Genomic DNA, 16869 nt, shown 5'->3' on the forward strand with positions numbered 1-16869 from the left:
AAATCAATCATTATCCATAGCCTGCTGATTGCGGTTGTTTGGTATGACAAACGACACGGTAGTTCCTTCCTTAGGCTTACTAATTATAGATAAGCCTTGACCATACATTTGAGTCAATCGTCGATTCGTATTGGCAATCCCTATTCCGCCTTTTCCTTTCATCGTTGGACTGAGCAATTGAATGACCTGTTCTTCATTCATGCCTATGCCATTATCAATGACTTCAACTCGTATGAAGCTGTCCTCGCGATTGATTCGAATATGCAGCGTGCCGCCGTTGTTCTGACTAAGAAGCCCATGTTTGATCGCATTTTCAACCAGCGGCTGTATAGAAAGGGGCGGGATAAGTAAGCTGATGTTGGCATCAACTTCCCATACGACAGTCAACCTGTCCTCGAAACGTTCTTTTTCAATATACAAATAGGCTTCGACAAGCTCCAGCTCGTGAGAGAGCTCAACAAGCTCCCCTGTATTTAAGAAGTCAAAGCTAATCCGTAAAAAGGATACAAAAGAATCGCCCAGATTACGCATCTTGTCTGTATCAATATCGCTTAGCGCCATTAAGGAGTTAAGGGTATTAAACAAAAAATGCGGATGGATTTGTGCCTGAAGATAAGCGGCTTCTAAACGCAAACGTTCATTAATGGACTGCTTCAGCATAGTCAACGCCCTGATTCGGTATTTGAGCTCCAGAGCATCTACAGGCTTGGTAACATAATCATTTGCTCCAGACGAGAATCCGGTATAGATGTCAGCTGGCTGACTACGTGCAGTCAACAGCAAAATGGGAAGCTCCGATACAGAGTATTGCTCGCGTACCTTCTTCGTTAACTCGTAGCCGGACATCTGTGGCATCATAACATCGGCAACTAATAGATCCCACTGCCCACTGCCTAGCAACACTAACGCTTCACGTGCTGAATTGGCTGTTGTAATGTTATATGGCTCGGAAGATAAAATGCCAACAAGCACATTCAGATTAACAGGGTCGTCATCCACTGCAAGAATATTCATTTTCCCCTCATTCAGAAATGTCGGGTTAATTGAAGAGATTGCTATTTCGTCGATTGCGATGTCTGGAAAAATCAATCCACCATGGCTTTCTTCTGATGCTTCCATTGTCTGGTGTACAGGAAGCAAGGGCTGTGCTGAAGGCAGGCTGGACATATTGGCAAGCGGTAATTGAAAGCTGAAAAAAGAACCTTTGCCAAGCGCAGAGCGAACACTTAGTACTCCGCCATGCAATTCGACCAGCTGCTTGCAAATGCTTAAACCAAGCCCAATTCCTCTTCCATCATTGATTCCATAAATCCCTTGTTCATAAGGAAGAAAGACGCGCGCTTGCGTTTCTTTATTCATGCCGACTCCGGTATCGGAGACATGAATGACGGCATTCCCATTCTGAATCTCCGCAGAAATGGTGATTGATCCTTCTTCCGTGTATTTTAGTGCGTTGTGCAATAAGTTGTACAAAATTTGTACAAGCCTTTTCTCATCTGCCATGACCCAAGGCATCGATTCAGCGATATTCACATGCAGTTGAATAGGTTTGCCTTCGATCATAAATTTCAGCATGCTAACGATGCCAGGTACGATGGATTGAATTTGTAAAGGCTCCTGCTGAAGCACAATTCCGTGTTCCTTCAGCCTTGCTACATCTAGAAGATCACCGAGCATATGCGACATACGGCGGCTTATTCGTATAAGCAGCTCCATATCGTTAACGCTTTTTGTATTCATTTGCCCTTTCTCTTTCGTTACAACGGTTTGAGCAATATTCATAATACCGTGCAGCGGCGTTCGCAGTTCGTGTGAAGTATTGGCAAGAAATTGGTCTTTTAGCTTGTCAGCCTTTTTTAACTGTTCGTTCAGCTCTTTGTTTTCCTTCGAGTTACGGAAAAATTGCTTTAACCAGTACGTAGAAAAACCAATGATAGCTGCTATGATATCTATTGGATAATATACAACCGAAACCTGGCTATTTGAGTTGATTAAGCTCCACAGAAAGCTAGACATAACGCCTGCCGCGGATAACAACAGGAAGACAACGTCGTTGTTGTCTGTTTGCTTCCTGAAGACCATCGTTCCTGTTATATAAACAAACCAAGCAAAGGGCAATAGATAAAAAAAAGAAAATATTTTTAATGCTACCGATCCATTTACAAGCTGTGCGCTTGCGACAATTAGAAACAAGGAATAAAATATGAGCGCCGCTGTAAATACTCGCAGCCATCGGTTCTTCGGAGGAGCCGAAGACAATCTTCTAAATAGTAGAAAAATAAAAAAGGAATGCCAAAGCAGAGAGAGCAGCCTGAGCTTCAGCGCCCATGTATAGTTGATTGGCAGCCATAGCAAAAGCAGGTTATCATGGCCGACAACGATCGTAATACCAGTAGCGAGCGTTAATAAACCAACGATAAGCAAACTCTTTTCTTTAGGATTGAATAAGAAAAGGATAGTAGCATACAAGCCGTGAAGCAGCAAAACAACAAATATGACGAGCTGAAAGCCAATCGAATACCATCGCACAAAGTCAATCGCTGCTTGAGAGCCAAATTGAATGGAGTGTAAAATCCCACCGCTGTAAGCATCGTCATAATTAGCAACACGAATGAGCAGTTCAAGCTCTTTGGTGCCTTTTACAAAGTAGGAAGCGGTGTATGAGAGTTTCTTGGGCGTGTATTCTTCAGCGTTGTCGGCTGGTTTTCCGAAGTCGTTCTCAACAAGCCCATTTAATTCTACGCCTGATGAGGCTTGTATGTTTTGCAGCCAAAATGCGACAGGCTGCTCTAGCGGATCGATCAGAATACGCAATCGGTACGTTCCGTACCCGATAGAGGTGTCTGCCTCTTTGGTCAGTACACTGCCCCAGTCACCTGGAACCTGAATATATCGGAACTGGTTTTGCAGCGGTTGAACATCCTGTTGATGGATTAATTTTGCAGGGTAAAACTCCCATTGGCCATCCAAGGGAATGGTAGCTGAGTTGTTAAAGTCCCAGCCGCGCATGTCGAGTACGCCATTTACAGCACGAGGGTGCTCCGCTGTAGAAAATAGTTCAGACCATGTCCATCGCAGGGCAAGAAGAACGCTAAGAAACAATAGAATAATAGCTACATATTTGAAGGTGATTTTATTTTTCAGCTGTGTCATCATACATTGAAATTCGACATAATACGCGTTTTTTCCTTTAACATATTTTGGATATTTTCATGATTGAAGCGAGTAATGTATACGATTGGCAGCTTGGGAAAATATCAAAAAAACAGCTGCAAAGTGCTTCTAGTTATGTTCATCGAGCTAATTAGTAGAATAAGTTCTCATAGGTAGTTAGTTTTGATATACTGTATGAGTAAATGAGAATCATTATTGAATATTTTAATTTCTAACATAGATGGTTTGTCTTTAGGGCCAGCAGGCTACTTGTCTTCACAGGGCCGAACGATTTATGACGCAAGGTTTCGATGGTATTTCAGGATGTTTATTTGTTTCAGGACACGATAGCTAACAATATCCGATTCGGAAAGAGCAATGCGTCGCAGGAGGAAATTTAGTAGATATGTACGAAGAAGAAAGGAAGACCTCGAGCCAAGCAGGCCGAGGTCTTCTTTTCTTTACATCTGGGGGGAATGTATCTGATTACATTCGATTGTCTTTACCATGTTTATCGCATCAATAAATATAGGAAATAGGGGACGCTTAGGATCGTAACGATAATACCTGCTGGAATATCAGCTCCAAAACTAACGGTGCGGGCAATCGTATCGGCCGCAACCATAATAATGCCGCCAATGAGCGCTGAAGCAGGAAGCAATAGCTTATGGTCTGGACCAACAAGTTTGCGTGCAATATGAGGACTGATCAACCCGAGGAAGACGATTGAGCCTCCGAGTGCGACGCATCCCGATGCAATGGCGACCGCGGCTAGGACGAGCCCTAGAAATTCTTTTTTAACGTGAGCGCCTACGCCAGTAGCAATCTCAGTACCAAGATTCAATGTATTGAGCACTAATGATTTGTACCAGATATACGACACAAGTATCAACACCCATGGGGCAAGAAGCGCAATATATTGCCATTCCGTCCCCCATAAATAACCAGCCTGCCATTTCTGAGCGAAGACATACTGCTCGTCATCCAGCTTGAGCGTCAGAAACAGGGTTAAGGCGCTGAGGCCGACATTTATTGCAGCTCCTGTCAGTACGAGACGAGTGGAAGAAGGAGCGCTTCGTGACCTATAGGCAAGAATATAAATCAAAAGTGCAGCCAGCAGTCCTCCAACAAACGCCATGACGGGAAGCAGGAAGGCAGATGACAATCCAGAAAGGCCGAATAGAGTAATGAACAGTAGAACCATGAGCCCTGAACCGGCGTTGATGCCGAGCATCCCTGGATCAGCGAGATCGTTGCGCAGAAGTCCTTGGAGAACAGCTCCAGAGATCGCCATTCCCATGCCTACAAGCACAGCCAATACGATGCGCGGCAGCCGAAACTTGAACACGACAAGATTTTGTCTCTCCGTGCCTTGTCCAAATAAAGTGTTCAACACCTCTCCGGGGTGAAGCGCCATCTTCCCTGTATTCATGCTGATAAGAATACCAGCAATTAGCATCACCAGCAGCCCTGCTAGCAGCAGACTTCTTCTTCCGTGTAATAGTTGCTGCCTCATTCAAACGCTCTCCTTACCCTGCGAGAAATCAACAAGAAGAAAGGAACGCCGACAATGGCGAAAATAATGCCAAGCGCCATTTCGTTCGGACGGTTGACCAAACGGCCGATTAGATCGGCGATTAGCATAAACAGTCCGCCATATACAGCCGAGGCAGGAATGATATACCGATAATCGACCCCAACCATGAACCGCATCATATGCGGAACAATGAGTCCTACGAATCCGACCGGGCCTACGAGCACAACTGATACACCGGCCAATAGAAGAACCGCAAGGGAAGAGAGGAGCTTGACGACTACGGTTCGCTGTCCCACGCCCCGAGCAATTTCCTCACCTAGATTCAGGATGGTAATAGAGCGCGCGAGTCCCATCGATAGGGCTAAACCTACCACAAACCAAGGGGCAGTCAGTGCGAGCTCCGCCCAAGTAGCCCCAGCAACGCTTCCTGAGGTCCAGTAGGAAAGAGCTTGGCCGATATTAAAATTAATAGAGATAAATGTACCAATTGCTCCAAAAAGCAGTGTGATTGACATGCCCGCAAGCACTAGCCGCTGCGGTGACATGCCCTTGCGGCTCAGAGAAGCGGTTAAATACGTTAACCCTGCGCCAAGGCCGGCTCCGATAAAGCATACCAATAGCAGCACGCTGTACTGGCTCCCTGGCATAAATGCTAATGCAATTGCCATAGCTAAGGCGGCTCCTGCGTTTATTCCCATCAACCCCGAATCAGCCAGCGGATTGCGTGTGCTTCCTTGCATAATCGCTCCTGCGACCGCAAGGCTGGAACCAACGATGATATCTGCAATGGTTCGGGGAAACCGCAGGAAACGAATAATTTGGTGTTCAGTCAGCTTCTGATCAAAAGAAAAGACAGCGCTCCATGCCGTTGATAGGTTCATTCGAGCAGCTCCGAAGGAAATGGACACTGCAGCAGCCAACAGCACTAACAGGCATCCAACGAAAATAATGGTAGCAAAATAAGTGTTTGTAGGCTGGCTTTTTGAAGCCAGCTGCTCTTTTACGTAGACCATGCCGGTTTAGTTTTTTGTTGCTGTGGCCAGCAACTGTTCGACGATAAAGTCAAGCTGTTCATCAAGGGAATAGATATCACTGTAATATGAGAGGTTAAAGCTGAGCTCGATCATTCTGCCTTCTTTGACAGCTGGAATGCTATTCCAAATAGGATTGCCAGTCAAATCATCCATTCCTTCATAGGAAGAACGGACAACATAATCGCCAATATACTCTGGAAGGACTTCCATAGAAACGGTATCACCTTCTTCATTCGTTGATCCATCAATTTTTTTCTGAATGATCTCTGGTGCTTTCATGCCTAAATATTCATAAATAATTTGAGAGCCGCGTCCAAATTGCTTGCCGGTTACGACCGACATTTCTTTTTTTCCGCCCTCAATAATCGTTACCGTTTTGTCCAGCACGCCAGCTGCTGCGAGCTTCTCTTTGCTTTCTTTTACCTTCGTATTAAAGTTGTCAAGGAGGGTTTGCGTTTCCTGCTCCTTACCGAAGGTTTTGCCCAGCAAAGCAAGTCTTTCATCCGTTGTCATTTTTTCATTTGGAACAAGAATGGTTGGTGCAATTTGGCTTAATTTCTTATACGTATCCTCAGAAGGGACAATAATGAGATCTGGCTCAAGCGCCATAATGGCTTCTGGGTTCGGCTCAAACCAACTGCCCAGCATTTTCACACCTGCAAGATCCTTTTCAAAAGCAGCCCCTTCAAATACATCGGACACACCAACTGGCTTAATTCCCATAGCAACGACGTCACCTAGTAAATAAAGCACGACGACGCGTTTAGGATTTGCAGGCACTTCAATTTCACCTATTATAGTAGGTACGATACGTGTTGATTTACTCGCTTGGTTGTTATCGCCAGCGGTACCATTCATATTTTGAGCGGCATTGGATGCAGCTGCGGTATTTGCAGTAGTCGAAGATGAATTGCCAGTATTCGTTCCACCTGCTGAGCAAGCTCCTAGCAGAAGCGTTAAACTGAGCAATATGCTCACAGCTAATCCAGGTTTTGTGTGTCTTTTCATTTGTATAGACCCTCCACGTTTATATTGATAATGATTATCATCATCATTACCAATATAACGCCTCATCCCGCCTGATCCAATGGATAATCTGGTTGAATTAAATGGATAATCATCTATTTTTCGTCGCTGCCGCTCTGATGTCCGAAAGCGGAGCGGTGACAACCCAGTATATTTTTTGAAAATGCGACTGAAATAGTAGACATCCGAATAGCCGATTTCCCGTGCGATTTCCTGCATATCAGCATCAGTACCAAGCAGTAATTCGATGGCGTGAGCTACCCGAACCTGAATTAAATAATGGATCGGACTGACCCCTTTTTCTTCCTTAAACCGCATGGATAGATGACGTGGGCTGTAATTCAGCGTGTCAGCAATTGATTCCAGTGTGAGGCTTTTTTGATAATGCTCATCTATGTACCTGATGGCTTGTGATACAAGATCCGGTTTGCGCGCATCAATCCCTTGAGTATCCATTTGACGAAGAAGCTCATGCAGAAACTGATAAAAGAGTCCCTTTATATGAAGCTGATCCAAACTATGCGCACCTTGCCATATATTTCTCATAAGGGTAAGGCAGCGGAGCAGAGCGAGCGGCTCCTCTGGCCGAAAGGCATATTGCAGTGAAAACGGATGATAACGCTCCATTAATTGTGTAAGCTCTTTCCGGCCCGTGAATGCATACCCGGTTTTGTAGAACAGTTGATAATATTCAAATTCTTCCTTTGCCTCTATATCTAGGCGCATCCCTTTACCGCCATGCAGCATATGAAAGCGCCTTGCATCATGCTTATTGCCATCGAGCTGCAAAGTTGCTGAGCCTCGAACACCATAAATAAAGCTGCTTGCCGGCAGCAGATAAGACTCAAGCAGCTCGCCTGGTTCCATAATAACGTGACGTATGTCCAATATTTTTACAGCTGCATGATTCCATAACAAAATATGTTCTTCCAGTTTCATAATGCTTTCATCTCCAATCCTTCTCCCTGTAAGATTGGATTCGTATAAACGGGGAGAAGTACGTTAGAGCTATACGATCTCACCATTATAATTGATAACCATTATCACTTACAATTTAAATATGCTGATTTGCTGTCGAATTAGCATTTAAACGATACATGTCTGCTTGCGTCTCTAACGAACGGTATGACGCTTATTATGAAGAAAACGACTATTCCTACGTTTTAGCGAACCGTATTAACGTTATTGCATGCTGTTTGGGGTGTTTTGAGTTGTTTTTCAACAAATAACGATTCTGGAATTCGTTAAACTTCTCATCCATAATAAATTGGCGAAATAAGAGCTGCTAGGTTCGTAAGCGAGGTACCTGGCACATAGAAAAACACAATGCACAACGAAAAGTGCAGAGCATGCTTAGGAGAGGAAGCCTCTCACCTTGATCACAACATAAGAGAAAATTGGATCAGACTAAAATGCATCCCTAAAAATGGACATTGAAACAAACCTCAGGTTTATTCAATGGAATTTTAGGGACGCATTTTTTTTTGCTGCTATCAATGGGGCAAGAGCTAAGGACATATCTTCTATTTCGAAAGGGACGGATTAACTCAGCATATTGGAGTTGGCATCTATAAGCGCGGGGATAAGAAATTTATGATCGATAGGCGATGACATGACAATTAGGATTGTATAGGTTCCGTATTTGTCACATTGATTTCCGAACTCTTCAAGAGCTTGTGTGGAGTCGGTTATTACTTTCAACAAGTAATTGTGTTCTCCGCTGATGCGGTAACATTCCACGACTTCAGGAGCAGAGCGGCAGAACTCAAGGAATGCATGACAATCTCTTGAATGAAACAACATGTAGGCTGATGCATGTTTGCCAATTTTATCAGGAGAAATAACGGTGCGATACTCACTGATAATCCCTTTTTCCTCCATGCGCTTTACTCTTTCTGTTACTGCGGGCTGCGATAAACCGACACTTTTTCCAAGTTCAGTCATAGAAATTCTCGCTTGGCTTTGGAGATGATAAAGTATTTGCTTATCTACATGGTCCATACAAATCGACTCCTTTAAATTTAAGGTATCCGTTATAAACTAGCTTGGCTTTAACCGTGAAAAGGCGAATCTAACTTCGTTCCCTTATGTATGCTTGATAACTTATTTTATATAATATACTTACAATAGTAAAGTGTAATAGGCTTTAACTATTTCGAAAGGATGAACATCTAAGTATGTTGCATACAAACAAATTTAGTTCAGAACGATTAGCAGGTCGGATCGATGAGGTCATCGATCAAACGCTTGCTGATAAGCGGTTGGTCGGTGCTGTCATTAAAGTGGCGATAGACGGGAAAGTGGTTTATAGCCGCGCTGCGGGTTATGCCGATCGTGAAATGAACCGGCTCATGCGTGAAGATGCCTTATTCCGGCTAGCTTCTGTTACTAAACCTATCGTTACAACGGCTGCTTTAGCACTAGTTGGGCAAGGCCTTCTCAAGCTGGATGACCGTGTTGATCATTGGCTGCCAAACTTTCAGCCACGTCTCCAAAATGGTGAGCTTGCCCTATTAACGGTTCGTCATTTGATGACGCACACTGCTGGGCTGACCTATCGGTTCTTTCAAGAAGAAAATGGCTCTTATCATCAAGCTGGCGTATCGGATGGTATGGATCAGCCTGGCATCAGTTTGGAAGAGAACCTGATTCGTTTAGCTTCTGTACCGCTCCTTTATACGCCAGGCACCGAGTGGAAATATTCGATCGCAACAGATGTGCTGGGCGCAGTAATTGAGAAGGTTACAGGAACACCGTTAAGCGAAGCAGTGCATTCACTTGTGACAAAGCCAATTGGTATGAGCGATACTAGCTTTATTGCAATCGACCCAGAACGTCTTACTACTGCTTATACCAATGAAGTTCCAGAACCACGGCCTTTGCTTGAGCACGATAGCATTCCCTTCTTAGAAGGAACAGCGGGCTTCCGTCTTTCCCCGCGCCGGGCACTTGATGATACGGCTTATCCTTCTGGGGGTGCTGGCATGATTGGAAGCGCAGACGATTTTTTGGTGCTGCTGGAAACATTACGGAATGGCGGAGCTCCTCTGCTGCCACAGTCTCTTGTTCATGAGATGTCTACAAACCAGATTGGTGATCTGCCAATGGCTTTCTGGCCGGGGAGGGGCTTTGGCCTAGGCATTACGGTGCTTAAGGATCCAGTGTCAGCAAACACTCCTGAATCACCTGGTACATGGCGCATGGGTGGCACCTATGGTCATTCGTGGTTCGTTGATCCTAATCAGCGTCTAAGTGTGGTGGCGTTCACCAATACTGCACTCGAAGGCATGTCAGGTCAGTTTACCGTTGACCTTTGCGATGCTGTTTATGACGGGCTTAATAAATAGAGATCAAACATAAATAAAAGAGAGGTACTTTCATAATGAATTCAAACCCAGCTTCTGTTACACAGAGTGCTTCCAGCGCAGTTCCTTCAGAACGTCTCCCGTGGGCTGGATTACTCGCTCTTGCGATGACGGGGTTTATTTGTATCCTAACTGAAACGATTCCAGCTGGCTTATTGCTGCAAATAGGTCATGGACTTGGAGTATCGGAGGCTTTTGCTGGTCAACTTGTCACCTTGTACGCCCTTGGTTCACTGCTGGCTGCGATTCCCCTAACGACCATGACGCGCGGCTGGCGGAGAAGACCATTGCTGCTCATGTGCATTCTTGGCTTTCTCGTCTTTAACACAGTTACCACTTTTTCTTCCAACTATACACTGACGCTGATCGCTCGGTTCTTCGCGGGCGTTTCTGCGGGTGTCTTATGGGGCATGATAGCAGGTTATGCCCGCCGCATGGTGTCGGAATCACTCAAGGGAAGAGCTATGGCAGTGGCCATGGTGGGTACACCTCTAGCACTGGCGCTTGGTGTCCCCGCAGGAACATGGCTTGGTTCGCTCGTTGGCTGGCGCTTTGTCTTCGGGATTATGTCACTTATGGCTCTGATATTAGTCGTATGGGTGGTTTGGAAATTACCGGACTATCCAGGAGAATCGCCAGGTAAAAGACTCTCGTTATATAAGGTATTTGGTAAGCCAGGAGTACGTCCGGTACTGTTTGTTGTTCTTGCTTGGGTGCTGGCACATAACATCTTGTATACCTATATTGCACCGTATCTTGCTCATGCTGGACTCTCTCAGCGTGTAGACTTGGTACTGCTTATTTTCGGCATAACAGCGCTTGTTGGAATTTGGATCATCGGTGTCTTGATCGACCGGAAACTGCGTCCACTCGTTTTGAACAGCCTGCTTGCTTTCGCCATCGCATCCATCGCATTAACCTTTAGTAATAACCAACCGATCGTGATCTACCTAGTGGTTGCAGTATGGGGGCTGACGTTCGGAGGCGCGGCGACATTGCTGCAGACAGCCATGGCTGAAGCTGCTGGCGAGAGCGCAGATGTGGCCCAGTCGATGCTGGTGACGGCATGGAACCTAGCCATCGGCGTTGGTGGCGTGTTGGGCGCTATTCTTATAGAAACTATAGGTGTTGGTTCTTTCCCGCTGTCATTGCTTATTCTTATCGTTCTTGCACTGCTAGTCGCGTGGCGTGCTAAAGAATACGGATTCCCTTCAAAGGGGCATTGAGGTGCTTATTATGAGTTTAATCAGCTGAATGATTTATGTGAGTTTAAGTTGTTACTAGCTTCAGAGAAGAAAGCCGTCAGACATGAGCTGGCGGCTTCTGTTTTTTTATGGTGATTAAGGAAGGGGGGATTGCTGTTTATCGCAAACGCATATTCTAGTCTGTTTTTTTTAATCTATTGTGATTTCTTAGTAACGTATTAAAGCAGATATTTTAGATGAAGTGCAGCATCATACGGTGTTAAGTTGGTTCCGGCCTTCAGACGTTGAACAAAATCAGGATTGGCAAGGAGTGGGCGCCCGAAAGCCGCTAGATCAATGGTTCCGGCTTTTATAGCAGATGCAGCAGATTCATAATCTAAATTTCCTACTCCGATTATTGTACCATTCCAATGTTCGCGCACAGCTTGATGAAATGTCATTCCTTTGGTGAATATCTTAGTAAACTGGTTGGTTGAGGGGTGAAGAATCTTAAGGCCTAATGCCTTGAAAATTTGTATATAAGCAGCCATTGTTTGTTCGGGATTATCCCAATTATAATTCGGAATATCATCTTTTATTTCTGAAAAACGAACGATAGTCCTTAGCGCACCTATTTCTGTCACTACGGAAGTTAGCAGCTCTTTCATGAATGTTAAACGTTGTGATAAATCCCCGCCATAGTTGTCCGTCCGAGTGTTTGTAATCTCTGAATTAAACTGATCGATTAAATACCCATGGGCTGCATGGATTTCAACCCCGTCAAAACCGGCAATTATCGCATTTCTCGCAGCAGCAGCATGCTGTTCAATCACTTCGGAAATTTCGTCCTGAGACATCGCCTCAGGCATCTCATAAGGTTTGCGTAACCGATGCACGAGTCCATTTGCTGCAATGCTAGATGGCGCTTGAGGAGGAAGGCCTCCCGTTAATTCATGATGGGTCAGCCTGCCAACATGCCAAAGCTGCGCCACGATCGTTCCACCTTCCAAATGAACAGCATCAGTCACCTTTTTCCATGCTTGGATCTGCTCGTTGGTGTATAGCCCTGATATACCATATGTTCCTTTGGCTCTTGGGCTTGGATTTATCCCCTCCGTAATGATCAGACCAATACCATCAGCAGCCCGTTTACGGTAATATTCTACGACATCTGGACCAACCACACCTGACTTATTGTCGGCAAAGGAACGAGTCATAGGCGCCATGACTATACGTGATTGAAGCGTCCAATTTTCAATCGTAACTTGTTCAAGCAATTTATTAGATTCCATCTTTATGCCTCCTCAGTGCTTAACAGTTGATTATGCATTAATGTTATAATGGAATCGTTCTATTTTACATAATAAATTCAAGGTGTTGTATCATGATATCCTTTAAAATTGTTTTATTAATGTTATTTGACATTGAAATTAAAGGAGTGACTAGTTTGGTCGATGAACTGGATAAAAACATTATTATGATTCTTCAAGATCAGGCAAGAATTTCAATGACGGAGTTAGGAAAAGCCGTTGCATTGTCGCAGCCAGCAGTAACAGAAAGAGTGCGGAGGTTGGAGGAAAAAGGCATTATTGATCATTACCGTGCTGTTGTTTCTCTTGAAAAATTGAACAAATCGATTGTTGCCTACTTATTATTTCATACGAAGAGCTGCGAAAGTTTTGTTGATCATTGCAAAAATTCGCTTGATGTACTTGAGATGCATCGTATAAGTGGTCAGTACAATTTTTTGGTTAAGGTGATTAGCGAATCATTGCATTCCATGGAAAATGTTATTAATGAAATGGGAAAGTTTGGAGACTCGACAACTTTAATCGTCCTCTCCTCACCTATTGAGCATAGTAAGGTCGTACCTAATATTCAGGATAAATAGATAGAAACCCATATATTCGCTTATTTAATACAATTCACGACACTAGCTTTAGCTTGACCAATATAAATTTGCGATCCTACTAAACATCAGATACGATTTTATTATTCATTACGGTTGCCAAACACAGTGAATATAAGCTTTATAGGCTCCCGAAACTGCAGTATCTACTGATGTAGCCTGTCATATGGGCATTATTGTGCACAATCGCTTGACTTGGAGTTAACTCCAAGGAGTACACTACAGCTGAAGGAAACAATATCTATTTGAAAGTGAGGAGCGATTAAATGGAATATGTGAAACTCGGTAATACAGGCTTGGATGTATCTCGGCTTTGCCTTGGCTGTATGAGCTTTGGTGTAGCGGAGCGGTGGGTGCATCCTTGGGTACTTGATGAAGCGAGCAGCCGTCCAATCATAAAAAAAGCACTGGATTTAGGCATCAACTTTTTTGATACTGCGAATGTATATTCAGACGGAACAAGCGAAGAAATTGTGGGTCAAGCTTTAAAGGATTATGCCAATCGAGATGAAATTGTTCTGGCGACAAAGGTTCATTTTCGGATGCATCAAGGCCCAAACGGTGCTGGTCTTTCTCGAAAGGCAATCATGAGTGAAATAGATAAGAGCCTTAAGCGTCTCGGAACAGATTATGTAGACCTTTATCAAATTCATCGCTGGGATTACCATACACCCATTGAAGAAACGATGGAAGCATTACATGATGTTGTGAAGGCTGGAAAGGCAAGATACATTGGCGCTTCAGCCATGTACGCATGGCAGTTCCTAAAGGCATTGCATGTAGCTGAAAAAAATGGATGGACTCGGTTTGTATCGATGCAAAATCATTTAAACCTCATCTACCGTGAAGAAGAGAGAGAAATGCTGCCGCTTTGTAAGGAAGAAAAAATTGGCGTCATTCCTTACAGCCCGCTCGCATCAGGAAGATTGACACGTGATTGGTCAGAAACAACGCATCGTTTCGAAACCGACCAAGTTCAAAAATCTAAATACGATGCGACTGCAAATACTGACCGATTAATTGTAGAGCGGGTTGCAGCCATTGCCGAAAAACATGGCGTTCCACGTGCTCAGATCGCGTTAGCCTGGGTACTACATAAAGAACCAGTAACCGCACCAATTATTGGCGCTACAAAAATGTCGCATCTCGAAGATGCAGCAGCTGCAGTTTCCATTAAGCTAACGCCAGAAGAAATTGCGTCGCTGGAAGAGCCGTATGTTCCACATCCAGTCGTTGGGCCTATTACGATGTAATGAGTGTTTAATATAAGGAACAACAAGAACGCCCGATCGATTTTTTTCGGGCGTTCTTGATCTTAAATTAGGGAGTGAAATCTGCATGTTGATAGCTGAAGCAAGTGCGAAATTTGATTTATCACCGGACACGCTCCGCTATTATGAACGGGTCGGGCTTATTCCACGGGTGAACCGCAATAAAAGCGGAATCAGGGATTATACGGAGGAAGACTGCAGATGGGTTGAATATATCAAATGCATGCGTGGTGTAGGTCTTCCTATTGAGATTTTGATTGAATATGTTGCGTTGTATCAACAGGGTGATGAAACCATCGGGGCTAGGAAAGAGCTTTTAATCGAGCAGCATAAACTGCTAGCCAAAAAAATGGAAGAGATGAAAAAAGGATTAGAACGTATGGATGATAAAATTGCAAGATATGAACAGACAATATTAAAAAAAGAAAAAATGCTAAGTAGATCTAAGACGCAATAGTCCATCGAACCCCCCTCGATTTATTGACATTGATTCATGTAGGGCTTCACATAAATATTCGGTTAATAGAAAAATTCAGATGAATGTGATAATTTATTAATTATGACATGCATTTGAAAAGGTGGTTTGTAAACTTTATGGAGCTCGTTTTTCCAAAAGTAGAGACAGTGGAAGAAGTCTCGGCTTTAGCGCAATTGGCATCGGAAATTTGGAATGAATATTTTGTAAGCATTATAACAAAAGAACAAATTGATTATATGGTGGATAAATTCCAATCCGATCATGCGATTACGAATCAAATTGAAAATCAAGGTTATGAATATTTTTTCATGAATATACATGGCCATAATATCGGCTACTTGGGAATAAAACAAGAAGAAGACAAGTTGTTTTTAAGCAAGTTTTATATACGAAAAGAGCATCGCGGAAAAGGTTATGCAAGTCAGGCTATGGCTTTCTTGGAAGAGATATGCAAAGATCGAGGGTTAGGTATGATATGGCTCACGGTAAATCGTTATAATGATACAACGATTGCTGTGTATGAGAAAAAAGGGTTTAAATCAGTTCGTACTCAGGTGGCTGATATAGGAAATGGTTTTGTGATGGATGATTTTATAATGGAAAAAGAAATTGCATTGGAAGAAGTCGAGTAACAAGGGGGTTACTGATGAATGGAGAAGTTTGAGTTCATGTTGAACAAATATGCTGAATTAGTCGTTAAGGTTGGTGTGAACGTTCAAGTTGGGCAAGTGCTTATCGTACATGCCCCGATTGAAACGGCTGAACTAACGCGATTAATTGTAGCAAAAGCTTATGAGGCAGGAGCCAAATACGTCATTGTAGAGTGGGATGACGATGCAATTACTCGCGTTCGGTATGAGAAGGCATCAGATGATTCCTTCGATTATTATCCACAGTGGCTTGCCGACAGCATGGTGCATTTTGCTGAAGAGGGCGGAGCTATACTGCATATTAAAGTACCAAATCCAGAGCTGTTTCGCGGCATCGATTCTGCAAAAGTATCGGCTGCGGTCAAGTCCGCGGCTGTCGCGCGAGAAGAATATTCAAAGTATACGCGGAACAGCAAAATTAGCTGGTCGCTGATCAAGGCGCCAACTCGTGCATGGGCGGATAAAGTGTATGCCGATCTTCCGGAGGAGCAGCGCGTGGATGCGATGTGGGAAGCTATTTTCCACATGGTGCGTGTAAATACAGATGATCCTATTGCCGCTTGGCGTGACCATATTAATCATTTGAAGAAAAGCCAGGATATTCTTAATGCGAAACGCTATAAGAGTCTGCATTATCGCGCGCCGGGAACGGATCTGCGAGTACAGATGCCTGAAGGACATATTTGGCGTGGCGGCGGCGGGGAAAATGAGAAAGGTGTTTATTTTGTTGCGAATATGCCAACTGAAGAAGTGTACACCATGCCTCATCGTACCGGTGTGAACGGCACGGTAAAAAGCACATTGCCTCTCAATTTGAACGGCAGGTTAGTTGAAGGAATCACGTTTACGTTCAAGGAAGGCAAAGTGGTTGCTTATGATGCCGAATCGGGACTTGAACATTTAACTTCATTGCTCGAAACGGATGAAGGTGCATCCTATCTCGGAGAGATGGCATTAGTGCCACATGATTCCCCAATCTCAAACTTGAATAGAGTATTTTATAATACAGGCATTGACGAGAATGCTTCCTGTCATTTTGCACTGGGAAGCGCTTATCCTGTCAACCTCGAAGGTGGAACGAAGCTCTCCAAAGAGGAACTACTGGAGCGAGGCGCTAACGTAAGTCTTACACATGTTGACTTCATGATTGGTTGCGCCGATCTTGATATTGATGGAGAACTGCCTGACGGCACAATCGAGCCTGTCTTTCATCAAGGGAATTGGGCTTACTAGATGTAAAGTGCGGGAAGTGACTGGTTCGT

Annotated in this window: 13 protein-coding genes; 7 read left to right on the forward strand and 6 right to left on the reverse strand. The window is 44.0% G+C overall.

All coding sequences use genetic code 11. From position 1 onward, the window contains the following. Positions 1-3: 3 nt before the first annotated feature. The 5 genes from ACIFSR_RS22795 to ACIFSR_RS22815 all read right to left on the reverse strand — a co-directional run bounded on the left by ACIFSR_RS22795 (position 4) and on the right by ACIFSR_RS22815 (position 8751). A complete protein-coding gene (locus tag ACIFSR_RS22795) occupies positions 4-3156 on the reverse strand; it encodes an ATP-binding protein (protein ID WP_430060111.1) in 3153 nt (1050 codons plus the stop codon). A gap of 508 nt (positions 3157-3664) precedes the next feature. After that, the gene (locus tag ACIFSR_RS22800; RefSeq protein ID WP_430060113.1) at positions 3665-4669 is read right to left on the reverse strand and encodes a FecCD family ABC transporter permease; all 1005 of its coding nucleotides are present in this window, start codon (positions 4667-4669) and stop codon (positions 3665-3667) included. Beyond that, positions 4666-5703, reverse strand: coding sequence for a FecCD family ABC transporter permease (locus ACIFSR_RS22805; RefSeq protein WP_430060115.1), 1038 nt, complete (start codon positions 5701-5703; stop codon positions 4666-4668). The genes ACIFSR_RS22800 and ACIFSR_RS22805 overlap by 4 nt, the downstream gene beginning before the upstream one ends. A 6-nt stretch (positions 5704-5709) precedes the next feature. Continuing rightward, a complete protein-coding gene (locus ACIFSR_RS22810; RefSeq protein ID WP_430060117.1) occupies positions 5710-7689 on the reverse strand; it encodes an AraC family transcriptional regulator in 1980 nt (659 codons plus the stop codon). Between the two features lie 603 nt (positions 7690-8292). Further along, positions 8293-8751, reverse strand: coding sequence for an Lrp/AsnC family transcriptional regulator (locus ACIFSR_RS22815; protein ID WP_339204348.1), 459 nt, complete (start codon positions 8749-8751; stop codon positions 8293-8295). A 176-nt stretch (positions 8752-8927) separates the two neighbouring features. Here ACIFSR_RS22815 and ACIFSR_RS22820 point away from each other — a divergent pair, with 176 nt between their 5' ends. Together ACIFSR_RS22820 and ACIFSR_RS22825 are read left to right on the forward strand one after the other, a co-directional pair. Further along, complete coding sequence (locus ACIFSR_RS22820) at positions 8928-10097, forward strand: serine hydrolase domain-containing protein (protein WP_430060119.1); 1170 nt, start codon at positions 8928-8930, stop codon at positions 10095-10097. 35 nt (positions 10098-10132) lie between these two features. After that, a complete protein-coding gene (locus ACIFSR_RS22825; protein WP_339204346.1) occupies positions 10133-11341 on the forward strand; it encodes an MFS transporter in 1209 nt (402 codons plus the stop codon). 197 nt (positions 11342-11538) lie between these two features. On the opposite strand, the gene ACIFSR_RS22830 is transcribed toward ACIFSR_RS22825, so the two are convergent. Beyond that, positions 11539-12591 carry an alkene reductase gene (locus ACIFSR_RS22830; protein ID WP_430060121.1) on the reverse strand — a complete coding sequence of 351 codons (1053 nt, stop codon included), beginning with the start codon at positions 12589-12591 and terminating at the stop codon, positions 11539-11541. A gap of 119 nt (positions 12592-12710) precedes the next feature. Between ACIFSR_RS22830 and ACIFSR_RS22835 the strand changes: the two genes are divergently transcribed. From ACIFSR_RS22835 to ACIFSR_RS22855, 5 genes are all read left to right on the forward strand, one after another. Beyond that, positions 12711-13190, forward strand: a complete 480-nt coding sequence (locus tag ACIFSR_RS22835; protein ID WP_339209727.1) for an Lrp/AsnC family transcriptional regulator — start codon at positions 12711-12713, stop codon at positions 13188-13190. Positions 13191-13474: 284 nt separating this feature from the next. After that, entirely contained in the window at positions 13475-14461 is a 987-nt protein-coding gene (locus ACIFSR_RS22840) for an aldo/keto reductase (protein ID WP_339204344.1), read from the forward strand. 85 nt (positions 14462-14546) lie between these two features. Further along, positions 14547-14936 (forward strand): MerR family transcriptional regulator, encoded by a 390-nt coding sequence (locus ACIFSR_RS22845; protein WP_339204343.1) that lies wholly within the window; start codon positions 14547-14549, stop codon positions 14934-14936. Between the two features lie 137 nt (positions 14937-15073). Further along, on the forward strand, positions 15074-15589 hold the full coding sequence (locus ACIFSR_RS22850) for a GNAT family N-acetyltransferase (RefSeq protein WP_430060123.1): 516 nt from the start codon (positions 15074-15076) through the stop codon (positions 15587-15589). An 18-nt stretch (positions 15590-15607) separates the two neighbouring features. After that, positions 15608-16840 carry an aminopeptidase gene (locus ACIFSR_RS22855; protein ID WP_430060125.1) on the forward strand — a complete coding sequence of 411 codons (1233 nt, stop codon included), beginning with the start codon at positions 15608-15610 and terminating at the stop codon, positions 16838-16840. Positions 16841-16869: the final 29 nt, after the last annotated feature.

It is taken from the genome of Paenibacillus sp. NRS-1760 (genome assembly GCF_050467785.1).
Taxonomy (GTDB): domain Bacteria; phylum Bacillota; class Bacilli; order Paenibacillales; family Paenibacillaceae; genus Pristimantibacillus.

Coding starts and splice junctions, on each gene's coding strand:
- ACIFSR_RS22820 (WP_430060119.1), top strand. CDS start 8,928: ATGTTGCATACAAACAAATTTAGTTCAGAACGATTAGCAGGTCGGATC.
- ACIFSR_RS22815 (WP_339204348.1), bottom strand. CDS start 8,751: ATGGACCATGTAGATAAGCAAATACTTTATCATCTCCAAAGCCAAGCG.
- ACIFSR_RS22850 (WP_430060123.1), top strand. CDS start 15,074: ATGGAGCTCGTTTTTCCAAAAGTAGAGACAGTGGAAGAAGTCTCGGCT.
- ACIFSR_RS22835 (WP_339209727.1), top strand. CDS start 12,711: ATGTTATTTGACATTGAAATTAAAGGAGTGACTAGTTTGGTCGATGAA.
- ACIFSR_RS22855 (WP_430060125.1), top strand. CDS start 15,608: ATGGAGAAGTTTGAGTTCATGTTGAACAAATATGCTGAATTAGTCGTT.
- ACIFSR_RS22795 (WP_430060111.1), bottom strand. CDS start 3,156: ATGATGACACAGCTGAAAAATAAAATCACCTTCAAATATGTAGCTATT.
- ACIFSR_RS22845 (WP_339204343.1), top strand. CDS start 14,547: ATGTTGATAGCTGAAGCAAGTGCGAAATTTGATTTATCACCGGACACG.
- ACIFSR_RS22825 (WP_339204346.1), top strand. CDS start 10,133: ATGAATTCAAACCCAGCTTCTGTTACACAGAGTGCTTCCAGCGCAGTT.
- ACIFSR_RS22800 (WP_430060113.1), bottom strand. CDS start 4,669: ATGAGGCAGCAACTATTACACGGAAGAAGAAGTCTGCTGCTAGCAGGG.
- ACIFSR_RS22810 (WP_430060117.1), bottom strand. CDS start 7,689: ATGAAACTGGAAGAACATATTTTGTTATGGAATCATGCAGCTGTAAAA.
- ACIFSR_RS22830 (WP_430060121.1), bottom strand. CDS start 12,591: ATGGAATCTAATAAATTGCTTGAACAAGTTACGATTGAAAATTGGACG.
- ACIFSR_RS22805 (WP_430060115.1), bottom strand. CDS start 5,703: ATGGTCTACGTAAAAGAGCAGCTGGCTTCAAAAAGCCAGCCTACAAAC.
- ACIFSR_RS22840 (WP_339204344.1), top strand. CDS start 13,475: ATGGAATATGTGAAACTCGGTAATACAGGCTTGGATGTATCTCGGCTT.